Raw genomic sequence first — 19,711 nt, forward strand, 5'->3', positions numbered from 1 at the left:
AAAGTTGTAAGTTTACGTCACTCCCCAATGATTCTTCTCGGCATCAGCCCGCCCCCGTCAATCGACGCCAAACGTTCATAATGTCGTTGAAATTCACGAAAACCATCAACATCATGAGCAACGCCAGCCCGACCTGGAAGCCCATCTGCTGAAGGCGCTCGCTGGCAGGCTTCCGGCGCACCGCCTCGAATGCGTAGAACATAAGGTGACCGCCGTCGAGAACGGGGATCGGCAGCAGGTTCAGGAAGCCGATATTGGCCGAGATGAAGGCGATCCACCGCAGCATCGGCTCGATTCCGAGTTCGGCGACTTTTGCGGTGACCTCGGCCATCATAATCGGGCCGCCCATCTGCTCCGCCGACTGCCGGCGGGTTATGATATCTCTGAGCCCTGCCAGCGTCGCGGTAATGTTGCCATAGGTTTCGCTGACGCCGAGCATTACGGCTTCCGGCAACCCGACGTGAACTGTCCGCACCTTGTCCGGCGCAATGGCGCGCTGGATGCCGATCAAGCCACGGCGGAACGTCCGACCCATCGCATCGCGCTGCTCATCGACGTTTGGCGTCGCCTTGAGTTCGACGGTCTTACCGTCGCGATCGACCGTGAAGGTCAACTGCTCGCCGGCGCTTGAGCCGACAATTCGCTGCAAATCATCGAAACGATCAATCTTCGTGCCATTGATCGCGACAATCATATCGCCCTGCTTGAAACCGCCGCGCTCGGCGGGGGAATTGGGCACAACCGCATCGACCAGCGGCGGCAGAATATGCAGGCCAACCGTGGCGTTAAGGCCGGAATATAGAACGATGGCGAGGATGAAGTTGGCGATCGGACCGGCCGCGACGACTGCGGCGCGCGCACCTACCGACTTCGAATGGAATGCGCCCGCACGTTCGGAGGGCTTCAGCTGCTTTTCGCCGCCGAACGACGACGGATTTTCATCGTCGATGAATTTGACGTAGCCGCCAAGCGGGATCCAGGCGAAGCGCCAGCGCGTCCCGTACTTATCATAAAAGCCAAAGATTTCAGGGCCGAAGCCAATCGAAAAGGCCTTGACCGTAACGCCGCACCAGCGCGCAACCAGAAAATGCCCCAGCTCGTGGATAAAGACCACGAGGGTCAACACCAGCAGGAACATCACGCCGTATTGCCAGATCCAACCTGCGAGCGACGCCAAAAAATCCATAGGTCCGCGATCCCGATGCTGATTCGGATTACCGTTAGCCGCCGAGATTAGGCGCTAGGCGCCTCAATAGCCACTAAGTTTCTCGTTAGATAAGGCTCGGGCCATGTCATCGACCGCCAGTATATCGTCGAGGCTTTGGGCCGGGCAAATGGCCCCCTGACGCTCCGCCGCAGCAAGCGTTTCTTCGACGAGCGCGGCAATGTCGAACATTTTGATGCGGCGATCGAGAAATGCCTTTACGGCCACCTCGTTAGCGGCATTCAACACTGCCGGAGCCGTATCGCCGCGGCGCATCGCCGCCCGGGCGACGCGCAGAGCCGGAAACCGATCTTCGTCAGGGGCTTCGAACGTCAAGGTCGCGAGGCGGGCGAGATCGAGCTTTTCCGTCGGCGCCGCCATTCGGTCGGGCCAGGACAGAGCGACGGCGATCGGCGTGCGCATGTCGGGGGACGCCATCTGTGCGAGCACAGAGCCGTCGACGTAGCTGACGAGGCAATGGATGATTGATTGCGGGTGGACGATGCAATCGAGTTTATCCACACCCACAGGAAAGAGATGGAAAGCTTCGATCAGTTCCAGGCCCTTGTTCATCAAGGTGGCACTGTCGATGGTGATCTTGGCGCCCATCGACCAGTTCGGATGCTTGAGCGCCTGCTCCGGCGTAGCGGCAGCGATGGCGTCGCGGGTCCAGGACCGGAAGGGGCCGCCGGACGCCGTCAGCACGATCTTATCAATCGACGCTGGGTCTGCGCCGGCCATGACCTGAAAGGCGGCGGAGTGCTCACTGTCGACCGGCAGGAGCTCGGCGCCAGCCCGAGAGATTGCCGACGTGAAGACGTGGCCGGCCGAGACCAGACATTCCTTGTTTGCGAGTGCCACGCGGGCGCCTTGCGAGGCTGCCGCAAACGTCGGCTTGAGCCCCGCGGCGCCAACGATGGCCGCCAACGTGCAATCAACGGGTTCAAGCGCGGCTTCGACGAGCGCCTCCGGCCCTGCGGCCGTGCGGATGCTCGTTCCAGCCAGCGCCTCACGCAGTTCGCCAAGACGCGTTTCATCGCCGATAACGGCAACCCGGGCATTGTGACGGCGCGCCAGGGCCGCGAGTTCCTTGGCGTTCGATTGCGCCGTCAGCGCAACGATTTCGAATTTTTCGGGAGTCCGCGAGACGAGATCGAGTGTGCTCGTCCCGATCGACCCCGTCGCTCCAAGCACGCTGAGCCGCATCGGCCGTGCTGCATCGCCTCGCGGCGCTGCCGTGGCGCGATCGGGCAACCGGTTCGGAACGCTTGCGGTCACTGCCATCATTATGATCCGTATAAAAGAGCTCGCGCCGGCGCGAACGCATCAATTGAAAAGCCGATGAGCGCGGCCGCAACGCTGGCTGTCACAAGCCCATCCATACGGTCCATGAAACCGCCATGGCCGGGAATCAAGCCTCCAGAATCTTTCAGGCCGAAATGGCGCTTTAGTGCCGATTCAGCCAAATCGCCCCATTGCGACACCAAACCGACCGCCAATCCGAGGCTTGCGAGCCAAATCGCGCCGCCCGTACCGGACACGACCGAGAACAGCGCGCCCACCGCAGCCGCAGCCGTGATGCCACCGATCAAACCGGACCAGGTCTTGTTCGGTGAGACCTGGGGCCAGAGTTTCGGCCCTCCGAAGGTGCGTCCGGCGGCAAAGGCTGCGACGTCGGTTACGGCCACTGCGAGAACAACGAACAACGTGGCGAGAAAGCCCAGAGGCTCATCGCTTCGCAGCCATCCGAGCGCGACGACCGGCAGCGCGGTGTAAAGCACGCCTGCTCCTGACAGCCGTGCTCGATCGGAACCGGCCGCCAATGCCGCAACGGCGACGGCGCCGACGACGGCTGAGACGATGGCCATTCCGGCCATGTCTCGGGCCGTCAGCACGGCGGCAGCCAATACCGCCAGCACATGGACGATCAACCCGCTATCCGGCATCGGCCCCCTGACAATCCGGCCCCACTCCCAGCTCATCGCCGCAGCGACCAGAAAGGTTAGCAGCGCGAAAGCGCCTGGGCTCCAATACAGCATGGTGAAGGCAATGGCGCCAATGGCGACACCAGAGACGATCCGCAGGCGCAATTCAGCGGGGATAAAGTCGAACAAGCCGCCAAGAAAACGCTGCTGGCCGTCCCGATTTTCTGATGGCATTGCCAATCCTCAGGCCATCGAGCGCTTGGTCAAGCCGCCGAAACGGCGCTCGCGGGAGCGAAATTCCGCAATGGCGTTTTCAAATGCCGTCTTGTCGAAATCCGGCCAGTAGCAGTCGAGAAAGACGAACTCTGAGTAGGCGGTCTGCCACAATAGAAAGTTCGAAAGACGCATTTCGCCGGACGTGCGGATCAGCAGATCGGGGTCCGGAATACCAGAAGTATCGAGCGCATTCGCCATGCGTTCGACGGTGATGTCGGCCGGATCCAACAGGCCCGCTGCGACCTGTTCGGCGAGCTTGCGCGCGGCGCCTGCGATCTCCGAGCGCGAGCCGTAGTTGAAAGCGATAACGAGCGTCAGCTTGTCGTTATTGCGGGTCAATTCGACGGCTTCGTCGATCAGGGTCATCAGTTCGCTGTCGACGTGCAAACGCTGACCGATGACCCGAATGCAAACGCCCGACTTATGCAGATCGGCAAGATCGCGCCGGATGAAGCGTTTCATCAGCCCCATCAGATCGTCGATTTCGTCGATCGGACGTTTCCAGTTCTCAGAGGAGAAGCTGAAGATCGTGAGATATGTGATTTGCAGTTCGATTGCGGCGCGCACGGCACGGCGGACGGCTTCGACGCCCTGACGATGGCCGAGCGTTCTCGGCAATCCCCTCTCGCGCGCCCAGCGACCGTTGCCATCCATGATAATGGCAACGTGCTTCGGCGGCGTTACAGGGCCGGTCCGCTCGTCTGTCGGCTTCGCTGGTGGCGCCAATGTCAAACGGCCTCTGGGATTGAGATCTCACATATCTTCAGACAACTTCAAGCCAGCAAAACGACCGTGGCCATCAGACTTTTTGAATTTCGGCCTCTTTAGTAGCGAGCGTCGAGTCGACCTCCTTGATGAGGCGATCGGTGAGTTCTTGGACCTTATCCGAGTTTCCCCGTTGTTCGTCCTGGCTCATTTTGCCGTCCTTCTCAAGTTTCTTGAGAAGATCCATGGCTTCGCGCCGAACATTGCGAACCGAAACTTTCGTCTGCTCGGCATACTTGTGGGCGAGCTTGACGAGTTCCTGGCGGCGATCGGTTGTCAGCGCGGGAATCGGCAGACGGAGTATCTGGCCATCGGTGATGGGATTGAGGCCGAGGTTAGCTTCACGGATTGCCTTATCGACGGCAATGACGTTGCTGCGATCCCAAACCTGAACCGTAATCATGCGGGGTTCGGGAACCGAAACGGTTGCAACCTGATTGAGCGGCATCCGCGAGCCATAAACCATCACCTGTACGGGATCGAGGAGATTGGCGTGTGCACGCCCAGTGCGAAGGCCAGTAAACTCGCGCTTCAGAGCGTCGATCGAAGCGCGCATGCGCTTTTCAATTTCTTTGATGTCGTGAACAGTCTGAGACATTTCCTATTCCTTCCCGGCGCGCAAAACCGGACAGCAGCGCCCCGCTCGAAACGCGGCGCAGATCGGCATCGAGCGGCCTTCAGCCGGTTCCTTCAATGAGGGTCTGGCGAGCCTCGCCGCGCAGCGCCTTCAAGAGATTTCCCGGTTCTTCGATGGAAACCACAATTAGCGGAAGTCCGTTATCCCGGGCAAGGGCAATGGCCGCTCCGTCCATCACTTTGAGATCATTCGCTAAAACTTCGGAATAACTGAGCCGATCATAACGTACTGCATCTTTGTGTTTTTTGGGATCGGCAGAGTAAACGCCGTCCACCTGGGTGGCCTTGATGACGGCGTCGCAGTTCATCTCGATGCCCCGCAGAACGGCTGCCGTATCGGTCGTGAAGAACGGATTTCCGGTGCCTGCCGCGAAAATGACGACCTGCTGGCGCGCGAGATAGGCCAGCGCCTTGGGGCGCACGTAGCTTTCACAGACCGTTTGCATGGGGATTGCCGAGAGCACGCGGGCTGGGACGCCGAGACGATCAAGAGAATTTTGGAACGCCAATGCGTTCATGACTGTCGCGAGCATGCCCATGTAGTCGGCGGTCGCGCGGTCCATGCCTTTCGCTGCGCCGGAAAGGCCGCGGAAAATATTGCCGCCGCCGATGACGACCGCAATTTCGGCGCCTGCCGCAACAGCATCCGCAATGTCTTTCGACAACCGCTCGGCAACGCTCATGTCGATGCCGTAGGGCTGCTTACCCATCAGAGCTTCGCCGGAAAGCTTCAGCAGCAGCCGCTTGTATTTAAGACCCCGCGCGTCCGCCATTCCGTTGCCTCCCGATCAGCACCAAAGCCATCATAATACGAAAAACCGGCCGATCACGGGCGATCGGCCGGTTGATACCTAACCTGCTCGGGCGATTCCGGCCAGCGGGCGTCCGTTGACCTTGAGCTCGACCTTGCCGATCTCAGCGACCGCCGCTTGCCAGCTTGCGGACTTCCTCGCCGAAATCTTCTTCCTTCTTGTCGATGCCTTCGCCGAGCGCGTAGCGGATGAAGCCTGCGACCTTGATCGGCGCACCGCAGGCCTTCTCGGCTTCTTTAACGGCCTGCGCGACCGTCGCCTTGCCGTCGCCAATCAGGAACGCCTGGTTCATGAGCACAACCGTACCGATGAATTCCTTGCGCAGCCGGCCCTCGCTGGCTTTGGCCAGAATGTCATCCGACTTACCGGCGTTGCGCGGCTCAGCCTTCGCCTGCTCGACGTAGACCGCCCTTTCGCGGTCAATCGCCTCTTGGGAAAGGTCACTCTCGTTGACAACGAGCGTGGTCGGCGAAGCTGCCACATGCATCGCGATCTTGCGGGCGAAATCGAAGAGCGTCGGCTCATCGCCCGCGCTTTCGAGTGCAACGAGCACGCCAATCTTGCCGAGGCCGTCTGCGACGCGATTGTGGACGTAGTCAGCGACGACGCCTTCCTTCACCGCAGCGGCCGCCGTGCGGCGCAGCGTCATGTTTTCGCCGATCGTTGCGACAGCTTCCTGAAGCTGGACTTCGACGGTGTTTTTGGTGCCCGGATAATTCGCATCGAGGAGCGCCTTGAGGTCGCCCTTCGCTGCAGGAGCGAGGCCTGCGATATCACGGACGAGGGTCTGGAACTGCTCGTTGCGGGCAACGAAGTCGGTTTCCGAGTTGACCTCGACGACGGCGCCTTCACGGCCCTTCGCGACGATGCCGATGAGACCATCGGCGGCGATGCGGCCCGACTTCTTCGCAGCCTTCGAAAGGCCCTTCTTACGCAGCCAATCAACGGCGGCTTCGATGTCGCCGTTCGTTTCGGTCAGCGCGGTCTTGCAGTCCATCATACCGGCGCCGGTCATGTCGCGCAGCTTTTTCACGTCTGCGGCGGTGATCGTTGTCATTCCTGTCACCTATGAGGTTCGAGGCGCCCCGGCGGGCGCCTCATCAAAGTTCATTCACGTTCGCGCTTCAAAAGCACGTCAGTTTTGTGTCGAATTGCCAACGCGCTTTAGACGCTGGCGGCTTCGACGAGCTTCTTGGCCTGGGCAACCCAGTTTTCGCTGGCAATCTGGCCTTTGAGCTTCAGCTGGCGATCGAGCGCCTCGGCGTAATCGTTGTCGAGATCGGCGATCTGCCAGAAGTGGTAGACGCCCGCATCGTTGAGGCGCTGCTCGATCTTCGGCGTGATACCGGTGATGCGCTTGAGATCGTCGGCCTCGCCGCGCGGCGCTTCGATGCCCTTGAAGGTGACCTTCGGCAGATCTTCAGCCGGCGGCGTCTCGGATGCACCAACGTCAACGCCGGCGGAACCCTGCGAACGCTCCAGACCATCGAGCGCAGCACGGGCCATGAGATCGCAATAGAGCGTGATGGCGCGGCCAGCGTCGTCGTTGCCCGGAACCGGATAGTCGATGCCGTCGGGATCGCAGTTCGTATCGACGATCGCAACGATCGGGATGTTGAGCTTGCGCGCCTCCTGGATGGCGATCGATTCCTTGTTGGTATCGATCACGACGAGAAGATCAGGCGTGCCGCCCATGTCCTTGATGCCGCCGAGCGACTGGTTGAGCTTGTCGCGCTCACGCGTCAGGTTCAGGATTTCCTTCTTCGTGCGGCCCTGCGGGTCGGCGAGGATGTCATCCAGCTGACGCAGGCGGCGGATCGACTGCGAAACCGTCTTCCAGTTGGTCAGCGTGCCGCCGAGCCAACGATGGTTGATGAAGTACTGGGCGCTGCGCTTGGCAGCATCAGCGATGCCGTCTGACGCCTGACGCTTCGTCGCGACGAAGAGAACGCGACCGCCGCCAGCGACCGTGTCGGAAACCTTCAGCAGCGCCTGGTGCAGCAACGGCACCGTCTGCGTCAGATCAAGGATATGGATTTTGTTGCGCGACCCATAGATGAACGGCGCCATCTTGGGGTTCCAGCGGTGAGCTTGGTGGCCGAAGTGAACGCCAGCTTCCAATAGCTGACGCATGTTGAAGGCAGGAAGTGCCATCGAAACGTTTCCTTTTCCGGTTAGACCTCCGCGAGACTTGAGAAGAGATTTGCAAGCCTTTTTACAGACTTAGCATTTCTCCACCGGAGCACGATGCGGGGCTTTTCATCCGCATGGCGCAAATGTCTCGCGTGTGAGATGGCGGCTGTATACGGGGGATCGGCTTTTTGTGCAAGCCTAGGCTGCGGCTAAACTTGTATCAGCCACCTCCGGCGCCTCGCCTGCCAGGCCGCGAATGCAACGCGCGCCACGGCCGCCGTCTTGATGAGCGGATCGTGGCGCGCCGAATTATGGATTAAGGGGATATGCGGCTACTGCTCTCGCCCCTCCCCGCGTTCGAGGCGAGACGCGTCGCGTCGTCAGTTTACTTGCTGCACTTGGAATCGAGCGTCGAGACGGCGTCGTCCATCGCCTTGGCTTCCGGCGAGTCGTCCTTGGCGTCCTGGCCGTCATCCCAGGCGTTCTCGAAATCCTCGCCCAGCGTTTTGAAATATCCGTCGATTTCGTCGCTGGCGGCTTCCGCCTTTTTCTCGTCGTCGCCGACCTCGTCCATTTTCTTGGTCATGGCGCAATAGGCTTTCACCTTCGCGGGGTCGGAGGCGACGGCTTCGATATTCTTCTTAATGTCGGCTGCGCTCAATTTCGGCGGCTCTTTCTCGTCGTCGGCGGCGCGAGCGACGGTAGCAGCAGGAGCAAGCAGCAAAGCAGCAATCAAAGCGGCGTGGAATTTTGACATCTCTTGCCTCGTTTTTGGCTAGCTCGGGGTGCGGAGCTATGCGCTGAAACTGTGTCAGAAGAAGGCAGCGTCACGGCGCTGCCTTCGACTAAAAACGCAACTTCACTTAGCGCCAATAGCGCCAGTAGCACTTGCGGTGGCCGTGATGCCAACGGCAAACCCACTTGCGGTGCTTGTAGTGCCGATGCTTGTAGTAGCGCTTCTTGTAATAGACGTGCTCGACGGCGGTTTTATCCGCATGCACGCCAATCCCGTTGAGGTTCGCGCCGGCGACACCTGCGTTTGCAGCGCCGCCAAAAGCGCCGAGGGTGACGGCAGCGGCAACAGCTGCTGCGATCAAGCTCTTTTTCATTAGAGGCTCCTATCTTCTTCAAAGAAAGACGCGGTCTCTCACGTCTTGAACCTCTAACGCTTAGCGCAGCGAAAAGCCGTCGGTGATGACGAAAAATATTCCGCGAATTGAGTGTAACTTTTGAGCCAGCAACCAGCGGTATTAGATTTCGATTATTTCCGCCACAATTGGCAGCGCTTCAATGCGAATTGCTTCGCGCGGGGAAACGTCGTACCGCCCCGCGAGGATAAATTCCATTTCGCGATTGCGATCTTCGAGCGGCAATACAATGCGAATTTCGCCGCCGCGCGCACTCGGGCGTAAATATTTGCTAACGTCCGAAACCGGCGCAGCATTAGCCACGACAGACTTTCGATCGAGAACAAGTTTGAGATTGCGGGGAACTGCCGACGCAGCCTTGTCGAGTTCCTCAATAGATTGCACGCGCATTTTCATCGTCTCGCCATCGCGCTCGGCTTCGACTGAAACGATCACCGGCGTGCCCGGCTCCAGAAGCTCGCGACTGGCTGCAAGCGTATCGGAAAATATGACCGCTTCGAATTGGCCGGTCGCGTCGGAGAATGTTGCAAAAGCGAATTTGTTGCCTTTCTGCGAGCGGCGCTCGCGGGCGGCGATGACGATGCCAGCGAGGCGTCCGGCCGTCGCGCCACGCTGCACGAGCATTTCGAATTCACTGAATTTCTTGATGCCAAGCTTCTTCAGCACGCGATCATACTGATCGAGCGGATGGCCAGAGAGATAAAAGCCGATGGCTTGGAACTCTTCCGATAGCTTCTCCATCGCGGTCCACGACTGCGTCGCGCGCAGAACGAGATCTGCGGGCTTCCCGGCGGTGCCGAAAAGATCGGTCGTGCCCTGAGCTTCGTCGGCGGTGCGGCGCTGTGCAGACGCCAGAATGGTATCGGCGTTGGCCGCAACGAGCGCGCGATTGGAATTCAACGAGTCGAACGCGCCGCCCTTGGCGAGCGTCTCGAGCGCACGCTTATTCAGAGCCTTGGCGTCGACGCGTGACGCAAAATCGGCGAGCGATTCATAAAGGCCGCCGGAGTTTCTCTCATTGACGATCGTCTCGACGGCGCTCGCCCCGATGTTCTTCAATGCGGCAAGCGAATAACGGATCGAACCAAGCTTGGAATCTCCGGATGGCGGCTCAACGCCGAAATCCACGCCGGAATTGTTCACGCACGGCGGCAGCATACGGATGCCGGATTTGCGCGCTTCGGACGCAAACATCGCGAGCTTATCCGTGTTGCCCATATCGAGCGTCATGGACGCGGCGAAGAATTCCTCGCGGAAGTTCGCCTTCAAATACGCCGTGTGATAGCTGACGAGCGCATACGCGGCTGCGTGCGATTTGTTGAAGCCGTAGCCAGCGAACTTATCGACGAGTTCGAAGATGTAGATCGCTTCTTCCTTTTTCACGCCCTTGCTGACAGCGCCTTCGACGAAGCGCGCTTGCTGCTTCGCCATTTCGGCCTTGTCTTTCTTACCCATCGCACGGCGAAGCATGTCGGCCTGGCCAAGCGTGTATCCGCCCATCACCTGCGCGATCTGAATGACCTGCTCCTGGTAGATGATGACGCCGTAGGTCTCTTTTAGAATACCTTCGAGCATCGGATGCAGGTAGTCGACCGGCTCCTCGCCGTGCTTGCGGTTGATGTAGGTCGGGATGTTATCCATCGGGCCGGGGCGATAGAGCGCCACCATGGCGATGATGTCCTCGAAGCGGTCGGGCTTCAGCCGCTTCAAGCTTTCGCGCATGCCCGTACTTTCAAGCTGGAACACGCCGGCCGTGTCGGCCTTGGCCAGCATTTCATAAGCGGGCTTGTCGTCGAGCGGCAAACTCGGCAAGTCGACGGTGATGCCGCGCACGCGCTTGATGAGCTGCACGGCTTTTTCGAGCACGGTGAGCGTCTTGAGACCCAGGAAGTCGAACTTCACGAGGCCCGCTGCCTCGACCATCTTCCAGTTGTATTGTGTGATCGGGAAGTTCGATTTCGGATCGCGGTAGAGCGGCACCAACTCTTCGAGCGGACGGTCGCCAATCACCATACCGGCGGCGTGCGTCGAGGCGTGGCGATAAAGGCCTTCGAGCTTTTCGGCGATTTCGAGCAAGCGGGCGACGATCGGTTCGCTATCGCGCTCTTCCTGCAATTTGGGTTCGCCGTCGATCGCTTCACGGAGCGTGACGGGATTGGCGGGATTGTTCGGCACGAGCTTGCAGAGCCGGTCGACCTGACCATACGGCATCTGCAGCACGCGGCCGACATCGCGCAGCACGGCGCGGGCTTGCAGCTTTCCGTGCGTGATGATCTGCGCGACGCGGACGTCGCCGTATTTCTTCTGCACGTAGTCGATGACGCGGTCGCGCTTTTCCTGGCAGAAGTCGACGTCGAAGTCCGGCATCGAAATACGTTCGGGATTGAGAAAGCGCTCGAACAGCAAGCCGAAGCGCAACGGATCGAGATCGGTAATCGTCAGCGCATAAGCGACGAGAGAACCGGCGCCCGAGCCGCGGCCCGGTCCGACCGGCACGCCGTTGGCTTTCGACCATTTGATGAAGTCGGCCACGATGAGGAAGTAGCCGGGAAACTTCATCTGCGTGATGACGTCGACCTCGTAAGCGAGGCGCTTTTCGTAGTCTTCGACCGTGAAGCCTGGCGATGGCCCGTGTGCCTCGAGGCGGCGCTTCAGGCCTTCGACCGCCTGACGCTTCATCTCCGCGGCTTCTAAGCGGAAATTTTCGATTTCGCTGAGGCTATCATCACCGGCAACAAAGCGTGGAAGGATCGGCTTCTTGCCTTCGGGGCGGAATGCGCAGCGGATCGCAATTTCTATCGTGTTCGCCAGCGCCTCGGGAAGATCGGCGAAGAGAGACGCCATCTCGTCTTCGGTCTTGAGATAATGCTCGGGGCTGGCTCGGCGTCGATCGTCTTCGACAACATAACGGCCATCGGCGATGCATAGCAGCGCGTCGTGCGCTTCGTAATCGGCACGCGAGGCGAAATAGCATTCGTTCGTCGCAACGATCGGCAAGCGCCGCGCATAGGCAAGTTCGAGCAACTGCGGCTCGACTTCGGCTTCTTCTGCAAGACCGTGCCGCTGAATTTCGACGTAGAGGCGATCGCCGAATATCTTCTCAAGCGTCGCGAGCCTCTCGGCGGCGTGATCGGGCTGAGCGTTGCGCAAAGCGGTGTCGATCGGGCCTTGCGGGCCACCCGTCAGCGCGATCAATCCGGCTGACAATTCCTCGAGCCGCGCGATCTTCACATGCGCAGGCTCGTCCGACGCCGCCTCGAAATTCAGCGCCTTCGACAGCTTCATAAGGTTCGCAAAGCCGTCGGCGTTCATGGCCAGCAGCGCGAGCTTGCCCGCGGGCTTCACGCGCGGCTCGTTGCTCATGGCTCGCAATGCCATCGGGCCATTGTCGCGGTTATCGCCGAAATCAATATCGAGCGTCGTGCCGACGATGGGCTGCACACCTGCGCCCCAGATTTTCTCGGAGAACTCAAGCGCGCCGAAAAGATTATTCGTATCGGTGAGGCCGATCGCGGGAAGGTTCATCGCCGTCGCGAGCTTGGCGAGCTTGGTAATCGGCAACGCGCCTTCCAGCAGCGAATAAGCCGAATGGACCTTCAGGTGAATGAATTTTGGCGCGTGCGGAGCGGTGCGAATCGGAGCGTTCATAAGCCTATTTTGCGCGCTTCAAACGCGGCTGTCTCGACGCAAAAATACCGGGCAAAAACAACCCGTTTGGCTCGCGTCGAAAGCCATTTGGCGCCTTAACGCGTTTTGGACAGCGAAATTTCGATCAGCTGGCCTTCCTGGACTTGCAGCACGCGGTCCATGCGCGCTGCCAGCTCCATATTGTGGGTCGCGATCAAGGCTGCAACGCCCTGGCGGCGGATGACGTCAACGAGTTGCACGAAAACGTGGTCGGACGTGTGCGGATCGAGATTGCCCGTCGGCTCATCGGCCAGCAGAAGGCGGGGGCTGTTCGCCAAGCCACGGCAGATGGCAGTGCGCTGCTGCTCACCGCCGGACAACTCGGCCGGACGATGCTCCGCACGCTGCGCAAGTCCGACGCCCGCAAGAAGTTCGTGTGCATGGGCTTCGGCAGCCTTGCGGCTTTTGCCGAGAATGAGCTGCGGAATGACGACGTTTTCCAGCGCACTGAACTCGGGCAGCAACTGGTGGAACTGATAGACGAAGCCGATTTCCTTGCGACGCAGACGTGTGCGCTCGGCTTCTGTCATCGTGGCGCAGTCGCGTCCGTTGATGACGACCCGACCGCTCGACGGCGATTCAAGTAGGCCCGTGATGTGCAAAAGCGTCGACTTACCAGCACCAGAAGGGCCGACGAGCGCCACGGCCTGACCCGGCCAAAGTACGGCATCGACGCCGCGCAGCACCACGACTTCCTTCTCGCCTTGGCGGAAAGAACGCGTGACGCCCTCAAGCTGCAGAATTGGTGCGATCGGTTTGTTTTCCATGCGTCCTACTCGTACCGCAGGGCTTCGACGGGATCGAGCTTCGACGCCTTCCACGATGGATAGAGCGTCGCGATGACCGAGAGCACGAGCGCCATCACGACAATGCCGCCGGTTTCGTGGAAATCGATCTCGGCTGGAAGCTTCGTCAGATAGTAGACGCTCGGGTCGAATACGGTCGTACCCGAAACCCACGAGACGAAGTTCTTGATGCTCTCGATATTCCAGCAGAAGAGCACGCCGATGACGAGACCGGCGAGCGTGCCGACGATACCGATCGATGCGCCGGTTATCAGGAATATGCGCATCACTGCGCCTTTGGTGGCGCCCATCGTTCTGAGAATGGCGATGTCACGGCCCTTGTCTTTCACGAGCATCATCAGGCCGGAGATGATGTTCAACGCCGCGACCAGCACGATCAGCGACAGGATGATGAACATGACATTGCGCTCAACTGAGAGCACGTTGAAGAACGTCTCGTTGCGTTGACGCCAGTCGTTGACGGCGATCGTCGGGCCGCCCGCGTTCTTGATCAGATCGTCGTAGTGATCGACGTCCTCAGGATTGTCGACAACCACTTCAACGACGTCGGTCTCGCCCGTCTTTGAGAAATACTTCTGCGCTTCGGCCAGCGGCATGAAAATCATCATGCGGTCGTATTCCGACATGCCGAGCTCGAAGATCGAGGTGATCTGATAGGCTTTAGATCGCGGCGCGGTGCCGAAGGGAGTCGAGGCGCCACGCGGCGACACGAGCGTGACCATATCGCCCAGGCCAACGTGAAGCTGGTTGGCAAGGCGCACGCCCATAGCGATGCCGTGCTGGCTGTCGAAGCCATCGAGCGTTCCGGCGCGCATATTGCCGGAAACGAGCTTCAAGGATTTGAGGTCGCTTTCGCGCAGACCGCGCACGAGTCCGCCAAGCGCCTGGGTGCTGGAGGAAACCATGACCTGGCCTTCGATCACCGGCATCGCGATTTTGACGCCGGGCACTTTGCTGATCCGCTCAGCGACTGCGTCGTAATCGGTGAAGCGCTCGCCGATCTTCTGCACGATGACGTGGCCGTTCAGGCCCATGATCTTGGAGAACAGGTCGTGTCGGAAGCCGTTCATCACCGCCATCACGATAATCAGCGTCGCGACGCCGAGCATGATGCCGAGAAAGGAGAACCCGGCGATGACCGAGATGAAGCCTTCCTTGCGGCGCGCGCGGAGGTAGCGGCCCGCGATCATCCACTCGAAAGCGGAAAACGGCGCCGTCCCGCTTATGGCCCCTTGGTCGGCGGGCACTCCAGCGGACACCCCACCGTGCGCTGAAACTGTCATCGTGCCCTCACTGTCGTTGCCCCATTGCGCGCCGCATCGCAGCTCCCTGTGTCGCAGTTAAGGCCATCTCACCGCATTGCGGCCGTTTTAGTATGCGCGGGCGATAAGCACATACTCTTTCGCCGGTTCTCCCGTGAAGAAACATTTACTTGCGGGCGCGTCTTGAACCAGAGGCGCATTGCGAATCGTAAGCTTCAGAGCCTTCAGGCGATCTGCGATTCCTTCCAGGATCTCGCCATCAGGGCGCGACCACGGGACACGGACCCAGCCTTTGAAGGCGCCCGCCTCGTCTTCGCCCTCGCCAGGCCCGAAATAGTCAGCCAGCTCGTCGAACGTCGTCATGTTGGTGATGATGTTGCCGTCGAGCCGCGCCTTGGCCTCGGCGAACAGAGTGCCTTGAATATCCTTGAGAAGTGCTGGGGCTCCGGCGACGAACTCGTCGCGCGGCATGGTGGTCGAGATGACCTTGTCGCCATCGCGCAGGCGATCGCGGCGCATGAACGTGACGTTGCCGCCGCTAGCATCGCGGCCGCCAACCTCGACAATGACGGGGGCGCCGCGGCGGACCCAGTTCCAACGCTTCTCGGCCGACTTGATGGGCTTCAGATCAACGAGGGTGCGGATGCCGGCAGCCTTCAGGTCTTTCTCGATAGCAGCGCAATATTCGATAAGTGCGGCGTCTTCCGGCTTCTCGCGTAGCATCGGGACAATGATGACCTGGCGCGGCGCGATCATCGGCGGCAAGCGAAGGCCATCGTCGTCGCCGTGGGTCATGATCACACCACCGATGAGACGGGTCGACACGCCCCAGCTCGTCGTATGGCAATAGGTCAGCTGGCCTTGCGCATTCTGGAACTGGATGTTCTGCGCTTCGGCGAAGTGCGTACCGAGATAATGCGACGTACCGGCTTGCAGCGCCTTGCCGTCCTGCATCATGGCTTCGATGGAATAGGTGTTGTCGGCGCCGGGAAAACGCTCATTCGGCGGTTTTTCGCCAGCCACAACCGGCATCGCGAGAACGTCTTCGGCGAAGGTGCGATAGACCTCCAACATCTTCAGCGTTTCAGTGACGGCATCATCGCGGTCGGCGTGAGCGGTATGACCTTCCTGCCAGAGGAATTCTGCCGTGCGTAGGAACAGACGCGTGCGCATTTCCCAGCGCACGACGTTGGCCCATTGATTGATCAGTAGCGGAAGATCGCGATAGCTTTTCACCCAGCGCTGAAACGCGTCGCCGATGATGGTTTCCGACGTCGGACGGACGATCAGCGGTTCTTCCAGCTTGGCGTCGGGATCGACGACGAGCTTGCCGTCTTCGTTCTTCAGGCGGTGATGGGTGACAACCGCCATTTCCTTGGCGAAGCCTTCGACGTGCTCGGCTTCCTTGGCGATGAAGCTCATCGGGATGAAGAGCGGGAAATAGCAGTTGTCGTGCCCCGTCTCTTTGATGCGGGCATCGAGATCGGCCTGGATACGCTCCCACACGCCCCAGCCCCATGGCTTGATGATCATGCAGCCGCGGACAGGGCTCGTCTCGGCCATGTCGCCGTCACGGACAACGGCTTGATACCACTCGGGGAAGTTCTCCTCGCGGGAAATGGAAAGCGCGCGCTTGCTCATCGTATCGACTTTATGCTTCTGGCGGACCCATAGCCGCGGGCCCCGCCTATTCTAGGGATCAGCGCGCATAGCCGCTTGGAATGCCGCTTGCAACACGTCGCGCAGGTGCAGGCCCCAAATTGGTGGAATTATGTGCGAAATTTGCGCTTAAGGGCCGCCGGACGGGTTCGCCGCCTAGTTGCCGACGCGAATGAGGCCTGTTGAGATCTGCAAAAGGTCGACCTTTGCAGCGACCGCGTAAACGATCGCGAACACCACGCACGTCACGACCGTATTCACGAGGAAGACGCGTAATGGGTTGATTCTGTGGGGCGCGCTTTCGGGTGTGCCGGGCACGACGTCGCCCGCTTCACCCTGTGTTTTTGCGAAGAATGGCAGGACCGTAAAAAGCGTGATGAACCACAGGCAAAAGAACGTGGCGACGGCGATCGAGGTTCGCATGACGAGACCCTTCGAACTAGAGCCAAAGGCTCGGTTTACACCTGTTCCAGCTCGACGAGGGTGCCGCAGAAGTCCTTCGGATGCAGGAACAGCACGGGCTTGCCGTGCGCGCCGATCTTCGGAGTTCCGTCGCCGAGCACGCGCGCACCCTGGGCCTTCAACTGGTCACGCGCGGCAATGATGTCGTCCACTTCATAGCACACATGGTGGATACCGCCGTCAGGAGATTTTTCGAGAAATTTCGCGATAGGCGAAGCTTCACCGAGCGGCTCCAAAAGCTCAATCTTGGTGTTCGGAAGCTCGATAAACACGACTTTGACGCCGTGCTCAGGCTGCTCCATGGGCGCGCCGACTTTGGCTCCCAGAGCGTTCTTATAGACGCCCGAGGCCTTTTCGAGGTCCTTGACCGCGATGGCAACGTGGTTCAGGCGTCCGATCATGCTCCGTTCTCCGATGTGGGATTGAGATTTGGCGAAGTTTCGAGACTTCAGCCCCTGCCATCCACCACGGAGAGGAGCACTTTGACAACAGGCTTCTTGCCCCAGGCTTCGTTAATGGCCGAGCGCACAGCCCTTTGAACGGCTTCCTGGACCATGCCGTGGTCGGCCCGCCGCTTCGGCGGAATGGAGCGGAGCGTGCCATCGATGGCATCGAGCACGATCTCGCGCATCGAGTCACCGTCTCGGTCCGCGGCCGGAATGCCTTCGAGCACGACTCCGGGTTCACTCAGAATTTCGCCACGGCGCGACAATGCCATCGCAACGACGGCGATGCCAACGAACGATAGCTTGCGGCGCGCCTTCACCGGTCCTTCGACGTCGGGCACGATGAGATTGCCGTCGCGATAGAGACGGCCGACCGGCGCCTCATCGATGACAGAAACCGGCTCCGGCCAGAGCTTCAGGATTTCGCCATCAACAATGGTAAACGTCTGCTCAGCGCCGCAAGCGCGCGCGAGCTTGGCGTGTTCCCTGAGATGCCGCGCTTCGCCGTGCATCGGGACGGCAATCTTCGGGCGAAGCCAGGAATACATATCTCTCAGTTCGTCGCGACGGGGATGGCCGGTGACGTGCACGAGCGCTTCGGCGTCGGTGACGATTTCGGTACCGAGTCGCGCCAAAGCATTCTGCACGCGCGAGACGGCGCGTTCGTTGCCCGGAATGGTGCGCGACGAGAAGATGACGAGATCGCCCTTATCGAGCGAAATGTCCGGATGCTCGTCTTCGGCGATACGCGCGATGGCGGCGCGCGGCTCACCCTGGCTGCCGGTACACAGCACGACGACTTTATTGCGCGACAGATCGGAAAAGCGCTGCTGGTCCAGATACGTGAAGTTCGGCGGCAAGTAGCCGGTCTCAATCGCAACTTCGATGATCCGATGCAAAGCGCGCCCTGCGACAACCAGCGAGCGCCCGGCTGCTTGAGCCGCGGCCGCAATCGAAGCAACGCGGGCGACATTCGAGGCAAAGAGCGTGACGGCGACACAGCGCGGCGCATCGGCGATCAGCTTTTTCAGCGTTTTGGCGACGTCCTCTTCCGAGGCCGAGCGCCCTTCGCGCATAGCATTCGTGGAATCGCCGACAAGTGCGAGCACGCCTTCATCGCCCAGGGATTGCAGCTTAGCGGCATCGTGTGGACGGCCGACGACGGGCGTCGGATCGAGCTTCCAGTCGCCGGTATGGAATACGAGGCCCGCAGGCGTCCGGATCGCGAGCCCGTTGGGCTCAGGGATCGAATGCGTGAGGCTTACGAGTTCGATATCGAAAGCGCCCGCCTTGAACCTGCCGCCGAGCGGCACCTCTTTGATTGGAAGCGAAACGGAGCCGCCGAACTCGCCGGCTTTCGTCTTCAGCATTCCTGCCGTGAACGGTGTTGCGAAGATTGGGCATTCCAGCGAAGGCCACAGGTCGATGACGGCGCCGATGTGATCTTCGTGCGCGTGGGTCAGCACGAGACCGGCGATATTCTTCCGTTCAGGGACGATAAAGCGGAGATCAGGCAATATGACGTCGGCGCCGGGTTCGCCCTCGTGCGGGAATGTCACGCCGAGATCAACCATCAGCCACGAGCGCGCGCGCGGTGGACCGAAGCCGTACAGATAGACGTTCATGCCGATCTCACCGAGACCGCCAAGCGCCATGAATACGAGTTCGTCTGAATTAAACTTTCCGGAGGATGGGGATGACGTCGGACGTTCGCTCATGAATCCCCATCGCGCGCGACTTCGCCGACCAAGGCAACGTCACCGTAGTTGACTTCCCTGACGGCGCCGCCGACCTCGGCCAGCAGAGCACCGGTTTCCGCCAGTCCCTGATAGGTTCCGGAGACGGGCCCCTGGGTTGTATTGATCGTTATCCGTTCCCCGAGCGGACCGGCGCGTTCGATCCAGGCCTCGCGGATCGCAGCAAAATTCGCTCCAGCGTTCCAGCAATCCAGCCAATGGAAAACGCGTTCCGACAGGACGTCGAGCAAGATACGCGGTTCAGGTGGTCGACCGAAATGGCCGAGTGCAGTAGCAGCGCGCCCAAGGGCGTCCGGAAAAGTCACAAGATTCAATCCAAAACCCAAAATAGCTAAAAAGCCGGAGCCTTCCCGTAACGACGTGCTCTCGACCAGAATTCCACCGGCTTTGGCAAATCCAATCAAAATGTCGTTCGGCCATTTGAGGCGAAGTTCGGCCTCCGAAGCAAGATCCATTGTCGCTCGAATGGCGTCTATGACTGAAATTCCTGCCAGAAGTGACAATTGGCCCGCTTTTTCCATTGGCGCAGTGCAACGAAAGGCCAAGCTGGCGTGAAGATTTCCTGTCTGGGAGACCCACTGTCGCCCGGAACGCCCCCTACCCCCGGTCTGGACGTCGGCGATGACCCATAGGGGCAGCGGTTCACCCGCCAGTCCTAAGCGCGTAGCGTCGGCGTTCGTCGAGCCGGTCTGGGCGACGTGGACGATTCGCGGCGGCGGGACTTCATCCATCA

Annotated in this window: 18 protein-coding genes; all 18 read right to left on the reverse strand. The window is 60.2% G+C overall.

The window, feature by feature from the left end:
• Positions 1–43 precede the first annotated feature (43 nt).
• The 18 genes from rseP to RLW41_RS01640 all read right to left on the reverse strand — a co-directional run bounded on the left by rseP (position 44) and on the right by RLW41_RS01640 (position 19,709).
• Positions 44–1,186 carry an RIP metalloprotease RseP gene (gene rseP, locus RLW41_RS01555; RefSeq protein WP_409560575.1) on the reverse strand — a complete coding sequence of 381 codons (1,143 nt, stop codon included), beginning with the start codon at positions 1,184–1,186 and terminating at the stop codon, positions 44–46.
• Positions 1,187–1,249: 63 nt separating this feature from the next.
• Complete coding sequence (locus tag RLW41_RS01560; RefSeq protein ID WP_414464639.1) at positions 1,250–2,488, reverse strand: 1-deoxy-D-xylulose-5-phosphate reductoisomerase; 1,239 nt, start codon at positions 2,486–2,488, stop codon at positions 1,250–1,252.
• A gap of 2 nt (positions 2,489–2,490) precedes the next feature.
• The gene (locus tag RLW41_RS01565; protein ID WP_414463208.1) at positions 2,491–3,363 is read right to left on the reverse strand and encodes a phosphatidate cytidylyltransferase; all 873 of its coding nucleotides are present in this window, start codon (positions 3,361–3,363) and stop codon (positions 2,491–2,493) included.
• 9 nt (positions 3,364–3,372) lie between these two features.
• Entirely contained in the window at positions 3,373–4,131 is a 759-nt protein-coding gene (locus RLW41_RS01570) for an isoprenyl transferase (protein ID WP_013948484.1), read from the reverse strand.
• A gap of 73 nt (positions 4,132–4,204) precedes the next feature.
• Positions 4,205–4,768 (reverse strand): ribosome recycling factor, encoded by a 564-nt coding sequence (gene frr / locus RLW41_RS01575; RefSeq protein WP_409560578.1) that lies wholly within the window; start codon positions 4,766–4,768, stop codon positions 4,205–4,207.
• 79 nt (positions 4,769–4,847) lie between these two features.
• Positions 4,848–5,579, reverse strand: a complete 732-nt coding sequence (pyrH, locus tag RLW41_RS01580; protein WP_409560579.1) for a UMP kinase — start codon at positions 5,577–5,579, stop codon at positions 4,848–4,850.
• Between the two features lie 142 nt (positions 5,580–5,721).
• Positions 5,722–6,675 carry a translation elongation factor Ts gene (gene tsf, locus RLW41_RS01585; protein WP_414463209.1) on the reverse strand — a complete coding sequence of 318 codons (954 nt, stop codon included), beginning with the start codon at positions 6,673–6,675 and terminating at the stop codon, positions 5,722–5,724.
• 107 nt (positions 6,676–6,782) lie between these two features.
• Positions 6,783–7,772, reverse strand: coding sequence for a 30S ribosomal protein S2 (locus tag RLW41_RS01590; protein WP_409560581.1), 990 nt, complete (start codon positions 7,770–7,772; stop codon positions 6,783–6,785).
• 364 nt (positions 7,773–8,136) lie between these two features.
• Positions 8,137–8,508, reverse strand: a complete 372-nt coding sequence (locus RLW41_RS01595; protein WP_409560582.1) for a hypothetical protein — start codon at positions 8,506–8,508, stop codon at positions 8,137–8,139.
• A gap of 106 nt (positions 8,509–8,614) precedes the next feature.
• Entirely contained in the window at positions 8,615–8,860 is a 246-nt protein-coding gene (locus RLW41_RS01600) for a hypothetical protein (protein ID WP_013948492.1), read from the reverse strand.
• A 141-nt stretch (positions 8,861–9,001) separates the two neighbouring features.
• Positions 9,002–12,547 carry a DNA polymerase III subunit alpha gene (gene dnaE, locus RLW41_RS01605; protein ID WP_414463210.1) on the reverse strand — a complete coding sequence of 1,182 codons (3,546 nt, stop codon included), beginning with the start codon at positions 12,545–12,547 and terminating at the stop codon, positions 9,002–9,004.
• 95 nt (positions 12,548–12,642) lie between these two features.
• Positions 12,643–13,353, reverse strand: a complete 711-nt coding sequence (locus tag RLW41_RS01610; protein ID WP_409560584.1) for an ABC transporter ATP-binding protein — start codon at positions 13,351–13,353, stop codon at positions 12,643–12,645.
• Positions 13,354–13,358: 5 nt separating this feature from the next.
• On the reverse strand, positions 13,359–14,675 hold the full coding sequence (locus RLW41_RS01615) for a lipoprotein-releasing ABC transporter permease subunit (RefSeq protein WP_409560585.1): 1,317 nt from the start codon (positions 14,673–14,675) through the stop codon (positions 13,359–13,361).
• An 87-nt stretch (positions 14,676–14,762) separates the two neighbouring features.
• Entirely contained in the window at positions 14,763–16,295 is a 1,533-nt protein-coding gene (gene proS, locus RLW41_RS01620) for a proline--tRNA ligase (protein WP_414463211.1), read from the reverse strand.
• A gap of 174 nt (positions 16,296–16,469) precedes the next feature.
• Positions 16,470–16,736 carry a DUF1467 family protein gene (locus tag RLW41_RS01625; RefSeq protein WP_414463212.1) on the reverse strand — a complete coding sequence of 89 codons (267 nt, stop codon included), beginning with the start codon at positions 16,734–16,736 and terminating at the stop codon, positions 16,470–16,472.
• A 35-nt stretch (positions 16,737–16,771) separates the two neighbouring features.
• A complete protein-coding gene (gene mce, locus RLW41_RS01630; protein WP_013948498.1) occupies positions 16,772–17,176 on the reverse strand; it encodes a methylmalonyl-CoA epimerase in 405 nt (134 codons plus the stop codon).
• 47 nt (positions 17,177–17,223) lie between these two features.
• Positions 17,224–18,939 (reverse strand): ribonuclease J, encoded by a 1,716-nt coding sequence (locus RLW41_RS01635; RefSeq protein WP_013948499.1) that lies wholly within the window; start codon positions 18,937–18,939, stop codon positions 17,224–17,226.
• Positions 18,936–19,709 (reverse strand): biotin--[acetyl-CoA-carboxylase] ligase, encoded by a 774-nt coding sequence (locus RLW41_RS01640; RefSeq protein WP_414463213.1) that lies wholly within the window; start codon positions 19,707–19,709, stop codon positions 18,936–18,938. Before RLW41_RS01640 ends, RLW41_RS01635 begins: the two co-directional genes overlap by 4 nt.
• Positions 19,710–19,711 lie beyond the last annotated feature (2 nt).

This window comes from Hyphomicrobium sp. DY-1 (assembly GCF_047497105.1).
Classification (GTDB): Bacteria; Pseudomonadota; Alphaproteobacteria; order Rhizobiales; family Hyphomicrobiaceae; genus Hyphomicrobium_B.